The organism is Marinobacter gelidimuriae (assembly GCF_000372805.1).
Lineage (GTDB): Bacteria > Pseudomonadota > Gammaproteobacteria > Pseudomonadales > Oleiphilaceae > Marinobacter > Marinobacter gelidimuriae.
The window spans coordinates 12,595-24,906 of the sequence record NZ_KB889886.1 but is presented as its reverse complement, the minus strand read 5'-3'; the positions used below and the strand labels follow the sequence as shown (position 1 = coordinate 24,906).

Here is a 12,312-nt window from a genome sequence, read left to right as displayed (position 1 = left end):
TTAGAGCCCGGCCAGACAGCTATTCCTGCTATTTCAGCGAACTACTAAGCATTTCTTAGTAGTTCTGTATTCTGGTCAGATGACCCACTGCTCAGATCGGTGTTTCTCAACTGCTGTCGAATCTTCTCCAGTGGGCCGCTCAGGGCTTGCTCTAGCCGGGTCATGTGTTCAACCAACCACTGGATCATCTCTGGCCAGTTTGCATTATTGTAACCATCTGCGGGTTGTTCGTACTGGATGCGGCAGGCCTTACGATTAGGCATTTTCAGCTGTTAAGCTTTGAGTAGCTGGGCTCGGGTATCCAGGCTTGGTATCCACGGAAATCGACTTTTTAAAGTGCGACTCACTTCACTCTGCTGGCCAGTAGACTTTCATCAGCGGCATAAGTCGCTGGCCCTCTATGTCGAACTGCTCATAATTCGCCACTACCAAGTCCGCCAATAGATCGATGTCGATGAGCGTGACGGGTATGGTTGCTTGCTCGGCTTCGTAGAAAGCTGGTCTCGGGAAACGCGCCCTCGCCATTTGACCTTACGAATACTCGCAAATTCGCCCACTAACTCTTGTTCGGAGCGAAACTCATACTGACCCTGGTCTTCCCCAACCAGATACTCACCGTAAACGAATGGTTTTTAGGGTACAACGACGAAAACGATGAGCGTTTTTTCCCAGGCGGAGACTGCATGCAACGCCGCATTCCTGACTACGATCGGGAGAAAGGCAAGCGACACAATCTATCCACTATCATTACGTTAAGCCGTGTACTGGAGCGAGGCGGATGGCTCTCTCATGATTGGCGACTTTACTGGGGGCTAGGTCTTTGTTTTGACGCCTTAATTGGTAATACCGACAGGCATCAAGAGAACTGGGGTCTGATTTGGACAGAAGACAGCCCTACCGCGAGGTTTGCACCATATTTTGACAACGGAACCAGTCTCGGCCATGAGTTGCAACCCGAGAAAATGCAACGCATGGTGCGTGATCCGAACGAGTTTAACGCCTACTGCAGGCCCTGGAGAACTGACATGACCCGCTTGATTGAACATCTGGTTGAACCACAACGACTGCTGCTTTTTTGGCAGGCACGAGAGAGTCAAAAGCGCTCCCGGTATCGTGTTGGGCAATTGGTAAAGCAAGGTGGCCATGTGGTGCTCCAGTACAGTGTTGGAACTGAGATGGCTCGCGCCAAAGAGGTAGGGTTCCAGGGTTATCCGGCCTTTCCGCTGAAGCAGGTAGAGCACCGTCATCAAGTGATGGAGGCGTTCACGCGCCGCCTGCCGCCGCGCACCAGGCGAGATTTTAGCCGTTATCTTGAGCTTCGGGCTATTCCGGCTGACGCCGACATTAGTGAATTCGCCTTATTGGGCTATAGTGGCGCCAAGTTGCCGGACGACGGTTTTGAGCTTATGCACCCCTTCGATGAGCCACCGTGACCTCTTTGCTCACTGGATATGCCAAGCCTGTTTAAGTCGATTGGTAGTGTGACTCCACTTCGGCGTTGTCGGTTTGCAGACCGTATTCTGGTTGCCAAAGAGCCCAACTTCACTAAAGGCTCGGTCTTTCGGAACGGTATTCAGCCAACGCACCGGGACGAGATATTCTGCCGTTTCATCGTCAGCCTCTCCATCCAGGTGACTATAGATCCCAGTGTCTTCCATTTGTTGAAGGGTGAGCGGGCCATCGGGGGTATCAAACTCGAATTGATCCGCTCGTTCACGCTCGCCGGTGACTATGCCCACGCCAACGTAGCCGGTCTTCGGGATGTTTGCCCACACTCGGTCGCCCTCTGAGAGCATCGATAGGGTTTTGGAGTACCAATTGGCACCACCGCCGGCGATGAAACCGAGCTTTCTTGCAAGCTCCCATGGGCGGTTATCACCAAAAGAGACATAAAACTCGCCGTTCCAGGGCTCCTTCTTACCCTTAGTCACGGCACGCTCCTGATTTTCATCCGGGTCAATCATCCAAGCGCGGCTCAGATACTGCTGGCCGTTGTCTTCGAAGGCTGCGAAGAAGAGTGCGTTGATAGATATCTGAGCGTATTCGTTCAGGTAGTTGATGATGCGCTCGGTGCTCGCATCCAGCGAGGTCGCGACGACAACCATCTGGTGACTGTCGTTGATGGTGATGTCCGAGAGAGACGTTCGGAACTTAGCGGCGAAGGCTTCATCCAGCGTTTGGTGTTTAAGCTGGTAGGTTTTCGCGAAGTTAAGGTAGATGTCCACGATGTCCGAATCGGAGAGGTTGGCTATCCAGGAGGCATAGTCGATGGTCTGCGCAACCACATCACGAGGTGTCTTATTTCGCTTGAGCTCAACAATGATGATGGAGCCGTTGGCATCCATGGCCAGCAGGTCGATGAGCTTGTCGTAGCTGGTGCGCACCTGACGGCCGATGAGGAGCCAGTCCGAATTCAGAATGGACATGTCCTTCATCACCTGGTCTTCCAGCAACGCTTCGTCTGCCAGGGCGGCGGGTTTGAGCTTTTTTGGCTGGTCGCCAATGCGCCAGATGCCTTGTTCGATTGCCATCCCTATTTGCTCCCTGTTTGTTTGATGGCAACACCGGCCGGGGCAGATTTTTGTTTTATGCCTGACTGCATGCCCGAGCCAACCCCGTCACGCCGGAAATCAAACATATTCATCTTGAAGGTGTTTATTGTCACCTGGTCATTGCCGTTCGAATGAGCAATCAACCGGTTGTGCCGCTCGTCATACGGTGCCATAGCGTAAGAGCCGCCATATTCGCCAGTATTGACGAGAACAACGTGCTGGTAAATGTGATAATGGAGTGCTTCAACCATGGAGTCGAAGGTGTTTACATCTCGGTTGAGTGCTGGAATCAAAAGCGCATGGGACTTGTCGCGCAGGTCTGCGCTCAGCGCTATGTCCGTGGAGTCGAAGCAGATGGCCGCCGTGAGAGTAAAGCCCGGAGCATTCGGAAAGGCCGGATGGGCAAGTTCAAGCAATAGCTGGTAGGGCCGCCACGGTTGAATATTCATCTGTTTTTCAGGAGTAGTCATGTGGTGTTTGCCCTGAAATTTTTGGATTTCGTTCCGATTGCCATTGTGTTTTCTGGGCACTACCCAGATGGCACAGTTATTTGGGCCTTTCACACCTGACTGATTAATGAAACCAAGGCCGGCAACGACAATTGCGTGGGTTTTTCGGGATAGGTGAATCAGGATATCCATATCGTCCTGGTGGACGGCCAGCTCAGGTAGCACTATTAGATCTATATCCTGTTCACGGTCACCGTTGGTTGGCTTCTTAAGATGTTGGGCCTCAATATGCTTGGTTACCAGTTTCGCGACCCGTGCCAAATGTCGCCTGTGACTTGCGCGGTATTCGGGGTCATCCAGAAATAAGCCATGCTCAACGAAGTCCTTTTGTTGCGGCATTTTGGTTTGAACCATGGCTACAATCAGACTTCTTTTGGCTGCGTCCCAGTCCGGTGAAATCAACTCGGAAAGGCCGGGCATGTGGGATTGTTGGCAGTAGCATTCCTTGAGTTTGGTGAGCCGCTCTTCAACTAACTTTCTGACATTTTCAATAGTGAGTTCAGCAGGCCAGGGATAGCCTTGGTCGTTTACGCGAATACCTGGCCACTTGAGTAGCTTTGAGAGCAGAGTGGTAAGCCAGCCAGAGAACTGAGCAGATTCACCAGCAAGAGATTCGGGCGTCGTGAGAAGACCAATTTGTCTTTTGTACTGTGTTGTTTTTAGACCACGGTAGCCAGTTCTCGGGGAAATAGTTTGCCCAAAACCTGTAGGGTCGCCAGAGCCTGCTAAAGCGGCACGTAAGCACAGAGCGGTGCGTTGCAGTACAAAGGTCTCGTCGTGTTCGGGGTGAAGGTGTTTCGCCGCTTTCTTGAAAGTTGGATGAAATTCTAGCTCAATGGTGAGGCTGTGTTCAAAAACGTCGAAGATAGGTGGGGCTGAAAACTTCTCAAACGTTACTTTTGTCTTCGCCAAGTCAATGATATCTTCCCGATTTGCCTTGGCGAACTCGGCCTCTTTATCCAGCAACGCCTGCATGAGCTTGAGCGCCATGATTTCATTGCCAAAGGGATTGTCCGGGCGCGAGATAAGTTTATATAGCGAGATGCGAGTTTTAATCTCAGAAAGCGCTTTAGCTGACGGTCTGACTCCTATATAGAGCTTCTGTACCAGCTCAGACACACCTGATTTCTCGAGCCATGTATACGGTAATACCCGAGCATGAAGAATAAGAGCATGGAAAAGCGTTGTATCCTGTATCGCAATCAGCTCTAGTATCTCTGCTGCCTCACCATGAGTTTCCAGTAGGCTCGCAGTCGAACGGAGGAGTGGTTTCGAGTCATCTATCAACTGACTGGCAATTAGTATTGCGGTAGCGATATCACGATTATCTACTTCGGCGGGTAGGGGGGTGTTCCGAAATCCTTTGGCCAGTTTAAAAATAAAGTCGTGGAACGGTGAGCCAGAGCTTGCTTCCAGAGTGGTGTCTAACCGCACTAACAGCAGGAATCTGGCTTGGTCTGCTAAAAACTCAAAGTCCTCTTGCCGGAGCGATGCCAGTGGGGCGAACTTTGCATCCTTTTCAATGCTTCCCGTGTCATTTAACCCTGCGGGTCTGGAGATAACTGCTATCGCGGAGGTCTGTAGTAATTCGAAAAATCCATCAATGTCTGCGTGGGCAGGAATTGCCTGTCTATCTTTACGATGAATGATGGTAGCCGTATGCCGGAAAACCTCGGCGAGGCAATACTTCCCAATGGCGGCCTGCCGCATGGCTTGCGGGTCATCTGCCTCAAGCTCGAAGGAGTACGGTAACCCTTTGAGGTAGCGAAGTTGATCCAGTACCGGCTCAAGTAGTTTAGTGCTTGGGAAGAGCTCGAGTCCTTTTTTGAGCAATAAAACCAATGCGGGATCTCGGCTCCAACAGGCTATGAATCGCCGAGCGAGCCTCTCCTGCAAGTAGTCCCAGTCACCTGGCCTTGCTTGGCCGTCTTCATCGGTTTTGCGTGAAGTAAAATGGCGTATATTGTTCAGTAAGCTCGATATTTTATTGGCTGCGAAGCGTTTCAACGTGTCCTCGCGGACATCAAATATGCCTTTCTCTATTGCAGCAAGCCGGTTAAAGCGCCCTGAGCCTTCAGTTTGATCCTCAGCATCACTGCTCGATAGAACGAGTAGTGACTCAAGCTGACCAAGGTGAATCTCCGCATCCTCATTTGATACCGGACCTGACACACTGGTCTGAATATCCTCCAGTGTGTGCGAAATACCAACAGACTTGCCTCTGAAAACTTCAATTTTTGTTTTCTTTTTATTAGCTTTAAGATTCAGAGCTTTTAGCTCAGGCATTATTTTACCAAGTAATGCTGACTTGATTATGTCCAAATGAGTTTGGTCTTGGGAGCTTTCTTCATGGGGCGCGCGTTCTAGCTTTTCCCGGTTGGGGCCAACCAATACAAGGCGCATGTCATCAACGTAACGGCAGTAATCAGAAAGTCTTATGTCGCCTAGCTCGTTTATGGCTTGACCTATGAGTTTTCTCATATAGCCGTCAAACTCTGCCATATAGATATTGGCTAAAAAGCCAGACGCAACAAGTCCCTGGGGGAGTCCTGGCGGTGCTTCACGTACCTCATCCGAGGAGCACAATTTCTTGTATCTATCTTTCGCTGACTGTGACCAGTCCCAGTCCTTAAACGCGCTAAGCACGCTTTTACTGGCTAATCTATCGAGTTCTTCATTGGGCTCTTGCTGATTTGCCAGTGTCTCAATTTTCTCGACAAGTATCTCTCGGTTGATACAGTCGAAAAACTGAGACAGGTCCAGCTCCAACAGGTATACCTCTTCCTCTTCCGATTTTTCTTGCAACTCTTTTCTAGCAAAATGGTATGGGCGTTCGAGGAATTTTCGGTAATCAGTGAAGTATTTGCTGTAGGTGGTCGTTGCGCCGTAGCTGTGCTCAGCCTTGTCATCTTTATAGCGGCAGTAGAGTCGATTGCCGTAGCTGGCTACGCCTTTTTCATGAACATTCTCGTAGTCAGTTGATGGGTCACCTTGCATGGACTCAACTTCGTTTGCCAAGCACATCATGACAAGTGTCATAATCGCTTGTTCACGAATGCCTATGTGGGCTAAAGGTCTCAGTCTCAATAGGTCTTTGTCGCCATCCTTCTGCTCACGAGCAGAACCCCCTTCAACTTTGAGAGTGACTTTGGGCTGCCAAATCACTTTGTACTCCGCTACCTTAAACGGATCTTCTGGCTTAACAAATTCCCATGGATGGGATTTTGGAGCTGGAACGAGCTCGAGTGGTTTGAACTCAAGCTTTTCCTGAATATCGTTGACCCATTCGTTACAGCGATTCGGCAAATCGATAGATGACACATCGAGTTCAAAGTTATCCGCGTACCAGTTGGCTGTACGGATATAGTCATGTGCCTTCTTCCACGCGAGCGCCATGAGCAGTGGATCGTTAAGGTAGTCGCCGTTCAACGTAAGCTTGTCGTACTTTTTATCTAAAACCGGCATTGCGTTGTCCTTAACTGATTGCTTGTTCCACGACTGCTTCAGCCAGCTGGGAACGGGTTTTGTTAGCCTGGGACAGGCATTCCTTGAGTTGGTCGCAGAAAACCATGAGTTCATCGAATTTATCGACGATTCGGGCCTGCTCTTCCAGTGGTGGCAGTGGAATAGTGCAGCTCCGCAACTGGGTTTTGTTGATGGAGGCCAGGTTGGTGGTCTGCTTACTTGAGCCGGCAAAATAGTCCCGCGCAAACTGTGAATTCAGATACTTCTCGAACCACCGTTCGTTCTGTTCGTCCATTATCAGTCGGGCTCTGAATACATGGTTCTGGTGAGCCATCGGATTGATGCTGCCGTCCCAAATTGCGGTTCTGCCTACCTTATCCCAGTCGCCTCCTTCTGTTATGAGCAGGTCTCGAGGATGAACCAGATAACGCTCAACCTCGTTCTCGGCTATTTCAATATCTTTTATTTCGGAAAGGTCCAGTGACGAACGCTGAACATTAGCGACACGCAGGTAAGGTAGGGAGCGCATTTTTTTGTCAGATAGCTTCTTGCCTTTTGCAATACCGCCTTGGATGTCTGTAATGTCATCGAGGCGCGAGAGAAACCAGCCTGGTGGAAGCCGAAATGGTCCTTCGGACTCTTCAATAGGGGGCAGGGGCTTCGTTTTTCTCTGCTTAGACTCGCTGCTGAGTTCCTGCTGTGTGATTTCAAGCCTTTTCATGAATTCACTTGCAGGCTCATCTCCCGCATCCTGCTCCACCAATCGCCCCATCACTGCCAGTTGCAAAATAGTCTGCTTGATCTTGTCGATGCTCTGTTCGGTGATGAACAGGGTGTCGAAGTGGGCGGCGAGGCGAGTCCAGTTGTCGGCCAGTTCGGTGGCGTTTTGGGATTGGGCGAGGGTGCCGAGCAGGGTGTCCACGAGTGTTTCATGGGCTTCGAGCTGGTTGCTGGTTTGCTGCTCCAGTCGGTCGCAGAGGGCCATGAGTTCATCGACTTTTTGGACGATGCGGTACTGTTCGTCCTCCGGTGGCAGCGGCAATGGTGTCTGCGCGAAGTAGTCTTTTGGAACACGCTTTTGTCCAGCGGAGCCGGTCATCACCTTTTTACCTTCAGCTAGGAACTTTGGTGACTTCAGGAACAAGAGGATGAAGTATGGGTTTATGGCCGTGGATAGCGGTCGAGCAACATGCAGTTCCGTCGTGCCTGCACCAACTCCGTTTCTCAGGCTTCTGAAAACCGCGGCTTTGCTGTTTTCGAAGCACGGTGTAATTTTGGCTAATCCAATGTCGCCATCAGCGAAGTGACTATAGCCCTTCTTTATCTCACCCCAAGCTCTGGATTCATCTCCATGTTCGCCATGGTAGGAGGTAGTCACCAGAGGCATCGGTATAAACGAGGCTTCTGTCAGGTCCGCGGCGGTGTTGCGCGGATTGATTTCGGCGATTGTTCCCAAACGGGTCCATGCCCAGCCATCTGAGAGTCTAGAAGGAGCTTCCTCGTGAAGTACCGGCGGCAGTGGTTTGGAATTCTTTATTTTATTTCCGATAATCAAATCTTTCCGAATGTCAGTGATTCGGCTGAGCAGTTCTGACGCAGCGGTATCTCCTGGGTCTTGGTCAACGAGCTTTCCGTGCACCGCCAACTCTAGAATCAATTCCCGCAGCTTCTTAATCCCAGTCAACTCAATCTTGCCATTACTCCCCCGGCCACTGCTGGATTTTTTGGTGACCGCCCCAGTCCACAAGTCCAGGCGTTCTGTAATTAGTTCACGCCCACTCACGCCTCACCTCCGGCACTGTCGTGACTGAGCGCATTGGCCAGGATGTCCCGCAGCTGGTGGCGGATTTCCTGAATCTCGGCCTGTTGCTGCTCGTACTTGGCCAGCAGTTCTTCTGGGTCGTGATTGACCAGCTCACCCTGATGAGGGTTCTTGATGTCGAGGTTGTAGTTGCGAGCCTTGATGTCGTCGATGGACACTTTCCACGCCTGCTCGGTTTCCTCGCGGCTGGTAAAGCCGTCGGCTTCGCTGCCCCACCAGTCGATTTCTGTCTGAAATTCCTCAAACCGCATGGGTTTGGTTTTGTTGTAGTTTTTCACGCCGTCCGGGTAGGGGTGGTCGTAGAACCACACGTTTTCGGTGGGTTTGCCTTTGGTGAAGAACAGCAGGTTGGTTTTGATGCCGGTGTAAGGGCTGAACACGCCGTTGGGCAAGCGTACGATGGTGTGCAGATTGCACTCGCTTAGCAGCTTTTCTTTCAGGCGGGTTTTCATGCCTTCGCCGAACAGGAAACCATCTGGTAGCACCACAGCAGCGCGGCCACCACTGCGCAGCAGATGGATAAACAGGGTCATGAACAGGTCGGCGGTTTCCCGTGTGCGGAAGGCGCTGGGGAAGTTGGTTTCTATGCCGTCTTCTTCCATACCGCCAAAGGGTGGGTTGGCGATGATGACGTCTACCCGTTCTTTCGAGCCCCAGCTGATCAACGGGCGAGCCAGGGTGTTGTCGTGTTTGACCTGGTCTGGTGCTTCGATGCCATGCAGTATCAGGTTGGTGGTGGCCAACAGGTGGGGCAGGGGCTTTTTTTCTACGCCCATGATGGTGTGTTGCAGGGTCTGCTCATCCTGCGGTGTTTTTACATAGCGTGTGCGCTTGTGGTCTATGGTGCAGGTCAGGAAGCCACCGGTGCCGCAAGCAGGGTCCATCACTTTTTCGTCTAGCTTTGGGTCTACCCGATTGACCATGAACTGGGTAACCGCGCGGGGTGTATAGAATTCGCCGGCGTTGCCTGCGCTTTGCAGGTCTTTTAGGATTTGTTCGTACATATCGCCAAGCTCGTGACGCTCGGCGGATTTGTTGAAATTCACACCGCTCTGCAACTTGTTGATGACCTGGCGCATTAGCTGGCCGGATTTCATGTAGTTGTAGGCATCTTCAAATACGTTGCGGATAACCACGCCACGGTAATCGTCGCCGGCGGGTTCCAGGTTTTGCAGGCCGGGAAACAGGTTGTTATCAATAAAGTTCTTCAGGTCGTCACCGGTCATGCCTTCTGGGTCGGCTGCCCAGTTACGCCAGCGCAGTTGTTCTGGAAGCGGGGATTTGTAGTCGTCGTAGAGGACGTCCCATTCTTGTTCGCGGTCGTCAAAAATCTTCAGGAACAGCATCCACACCAACTGGCCTATGCGCTGGGCGTCGCCGTCCACGCCAACGTCTTTGCGCATGATGTCCTGAATGGATTTAATGGTGCTGCTGATAGACATAGGTAATGCATTCCTGAGATGTAAAAAATAGGGGGGTTACGAAAGCCGGTGATTAGTCGATTTTCCGGTACAGCTCTTGTTCGAGGCTTCTTACCGCTTCGGTGTAGCCAGGTTTGCCGCCGAAAGCATCAATCAGTTCCATCGGCGCGCCAATCTGGCTGAAGGGCGCGAGGGTGAGGATTTTAACATCCTCAATAGACTCAATGCCGGTATCGGTATATTTCTGCAGTAGCGCGTCCAGAACCTGCCGGCTGGGCCCTTCGTACTGACTGAAGTAGTTGTTCTTGCGCACCTGTTCCGCGCGTTCTTTGCGGGTGAACGGTGGCTGGTCGTAAACGATGTGGCAGATAACATCGAAGGGGTCTGGCTCGGCGCCCAACTTCTTGCTGACGTCTTTTATGAGGTCGTCCCAGATAACGCCCTGTTCCGTCAGTTCGTCGATAATGACCTGCTTGCGGTCCGCTTGGTGCCAGCGACGCAGGAAGTCGTTTAGGGAGGCGTATTGTTCTTTTACCTGTTTGCGGGTGAAGTCTTTCAGACTTTCGGTGATGAGCTTGCCATCCGGCCCCAGGTACTGGACTCGCTCTGCAATAACGGCGACTTCAACGTTACCGACCACGTATTTTATCCGTTTTGGCTTACCTGTTTCGTCCTCCTCACCGCCAGAGGTATTGCCGTCGTCGTTTTCCCAACCTGACGCTGGGTCTACTTCATAGCCTTCCGCGTCTTCAGCGCAGGGGTGTTCGTCGGGTTCTGAACCGTCGTCTGCTTCATCCGCGTCTGGATTAATTGGGTCGCCGGCTTTGGGCTGGTAAACCTTCACCGGGTCGCCGTCAAAATCCGGGTCTGCAAACAGTTCGGTGGCTTTTTTGAAGTCCAGGATGGTGAACCAGTGCTTGTTGTAGTCGTCGTTGATGCGGGTGCCACGGCCGATGATTTGTTTGAACTCGGTCATGGATTGTATGCGCTGGTCCAGCACGATGAGTTTGCAGGTTTGGGCATCCACGCCGGTGGTCATCAGTTTGCTGGTGGTGGCAATAACGGGGTAGCGTTCTTCCGGGTTGATGAAGTTGTCGAGCTCAGCTTTGCCTTCCTGTTCGTCACCGGTAATGCGCATCACGTATTTGCGGTTTTCCTGCACTCGCTTCGGGTTCAGATTCACCAGTGCCTGGCGCATGCGTTCGGCGTGGTCGATGTCTTCGCAGAACACGATGGTTTTCTGGAATGGGTCAGAGCTTTCCAGAAATTCTGTGATTTTGCCAGCGACTACTTCGGTGCGCTTTACCAGCACCAGCTGGCGGTCAAAATCTTTTTGGTTATAAATGCGGTCATCTATCAGCTCGCCGTGCTTGTCAGTTTGGCCCTTGGATGGGCGCCAGCCTTGCAGGTCTTTGTCCAAGTCTACCCGCACCACTTTGTAGGGCGCCAGAAAGCCGTCTTCGATGCCTTGTTTGAGCGAATAGGAGTATACCGGCTCGCCGAAGTAATCGGTGTTAGACACTTCTTTGGTTTCTTTTGGCGTCGCAGTCAGGCCAACGTGGGTGGCGGTGGAGAAGTAATCAAGAATCTGGCGCCAGGCGGAATCGACCGAGGCGCTGCCGCGATGGCATTCGTCGATGACGATAAGGTCGAAAAAGTCCGGCGAGAACTGTTTGTAGATATTTTGCTCTTCTTCGCTGCCGGTCACCGCTTGGTAAAGAGACAGGTAAATCTCGTAAGACGGGTCTACCGTGCGATTGGTGACCTTGGTCATCGCCTGGCCGAAGGGTTTAAAGTCGTTGTTCTTGGTCTGGTCGATCAGGATGTTTCGGTCGGCCAGAAATAGGATGCGCTTCTTTTGTTTTGCCTTCCAAAGCCGCCAGATAATTTGGAATGCTGTGAAGGTTTTACCGGTGCCCGTGGCCATTACCAGCAGAATACGGTTCTGGCCTTTGGCAACGGCCTCTACGGTGCGGTTAACGGCCACGGTTTGGTAGTAACGCGGCGTGCGTCCGCTGCCGTCATCGTAATAGGGCTGTTCCACAATTTTCCGCGCCTGGCTGCTAATGCCTTTGTACTGGCAATACAGATTCCAAAGTGTTTCTGGCGAAGGGAACTCGCTCAGTTGCAGAGTGGTTTCGGTCTGGCCGAATAGCCCGGTGCGGTCATGGAACAGAAAGCCGTCGCCGTTGCTGCTGAACACAAAGGGGGCGTCCAGAGCATCGCTGTAGGCCAGCCCTTGCTGCATGCCGTCGCCAAGACTGTGGTTATTGTCCTTGGCCTCGATGATGGCAATGGGCATGTTCTTCTTGTGGCTGAGAACGTAATCCGCGCGGCGGCGTTTGCCCCGGGTGTGCAAGCGGCCCCGCACGATGATTCGGCCAGCAGTAAATGACACTTCTTCCCGTACCTGTTTCAGCATATCCCAGCCGGCTTGTTCTAAAGCTGGATTGATAAACTTGGTGCAGATATCCCGCTCTGTGAGCTTTTTCTTGTCCATGCACTCGCCGCCTATACATCTCGTTTTCAACCGTATGGTTTTC

At 51.9% G+C, this 12,312-nt stretch carries 8 protein-coding genes; 1 reads left to right on the top strand and 7 read right to left on the bottom strand.

What is annotated here, in order from left to right; all coding sequences use genetic code 11:
- Positions 1–44 precede the first annotated feature (44 nt).
- Both A3OI_RS21855 and A3OI_RS22725 read right to left on the bottom strand, forming a co-directional pair.
- Complete coding sequence (locus tag A3OI_RS21855; RefSeq protein WP_155903084.1) at positions 45–263, bottom strand: DUF4268 domain-containing protein; 219 nt, start codon at positions 261–263, stop codon at positions 45–47.
- A gap of 85 nt (positions 264–348) precedes the next feature.
- Positions 349–525 carry a hypothetical protein gene (locus tag A3OI_RS22725; RefSeq protein ID WP_018404071.1) on the bottom strand — a complete coding sequence of 59 codons (177 nt, stop codon included), beginning with the start codon at positions 523–525 and terminating at the stop codon, positions 349–351.
- 158 nt (positions 526–683) lie between these two features.
- Between A3OI_RS22725 and A3OI_RS23150 the strand changes: the two genes are divergently transcribed.
- A complete protein-coding gene (locus A3OI_RS23150; RefSeq protein WP_177313701.1) occupies positions 684–1,433 on the top strand; it encodes a HipA domain-containing protein in 750 nt (249 codons plus the stop codon).
- A 9-nt stretch (positions 1,434–1,442) separates the two neighbouring features.
- Here A3OI_RS23150 and A3OI_RS0109610 read toward each other — a convergent pair whose 3' ends face one another.
- The 5 genes from A3OI_RS0109610 to hsdR are packed head-to-tail and all read right to left on the bottom strand — an operon-like array spanning position 1,443 to position 12,269.
- Positions 1,443–2,531, bottom strand: coding sequence for an endonuclease NucS domain-containing protein (locus A3OI_RS0109610; protein ID WP_018404069.1), 1,089 nt, complete (start codon positions 2,529–2,531; stop codon positions 1,443–1,445).
- Between the two features lie 2 nt (positions 2,532–2,533).
- A complete protein-coding gene (locus A3OI_RS0109605; protein WP_018404068.1) occupies positions 2,534–6,526 on the bottom strand; it encodes an RNA-directed DNA polymerase in 3,993 nt (1,330 codons plus the stop codon).
- Positions 6,527–6,536: 10 nt separating this feature from the next.
- Positions 6,537–8,309, bottom strand: coding sequence for a restriction endonuclease subunit S (locus A3OI_RS0109600; protein ID WP_018404067.1), 1,773 nt, complete (start codon positions 8,307–8,309; stop codon positions 6,537–6,539).
- A complete protein-coding gene (locus A3OI_RS0109595) occupies positions 8,306–9,790 on the bottom strand; it encodes a type I restriction-modification system subunit M (RefSeq protein WP_018404066.1) in 1,485 nt (494 codons plus the stop codon). Before A3OI_RS0109595 ends, A3OI_RS0109600 begins: the two co-directional genes overlap by 4 nt.
- Before the next feature lie 52 nt (positions 9,791–9,842).
- Positions 9,843–12,269 (bottom strand): EcoAI/FtnUII family type I restriction enzme subunit R, encoded by a 2,427-nt coding sequence (hsdR, locus tag A3OI_RS0109590; protein WP_018404065.1) that lies wholly within the window; start codon positions 12,267–12,269, stop codon positions 9,843–9,845.
- Positions 12,270–12,312 lie beyond the last annotated feature (43 nt).

Coding starts and splice junctions, on each gene's coding strand:
- A3OI_RS23150 (WP_177313701.1), top strand. CDS start 684: ATGCAACGCCGCATTCCTGACTACGATCGGGAGAAAGGCAAGCGACAC.
- A3OI_RS0109595 (WP_018404066.1), bottom strand. CDS start 9,790: ATGTCTATCAGCAGCACCATTAAATCCATTCAGGACATCATGCGCAAA.
- A3OI_RS0109610 (WP_018404069.1), bottom strand. CDS start 2,531: ATGGCAATCGAACAAGGCATCTGGCGCATTGGCGACCAGCCAAAAAAG.
- A3OI_RS0109605 (WP_018404068.1), bottom strand. CDS start 6,526: ATGCCGGTTTTAGATAAAAAGTACGACAAGCTTACGTTGAACGGCGAC.
- A3OI_RS21855 (WP_155903084.1), bottom strand. CDS start 263: ATGCCTAATCGTAAGGCCTGCCGCATCCAGTACGAACAACCCGCAGAT.
- A3OI_RS22725 (WP_018404071.1), bottom strand. CDS start 525: ATGGCGAGGGCGCGTTTCCCGAGACCAGCTTTCTACGAAGCCGAGCAA.
- hsdR (WP_018404065.1), bottom strand. CDS start 12,269: ATGGACAAGAAAAAGCTCACAGAGCGGGATATCTGCACCAAGTTTATC.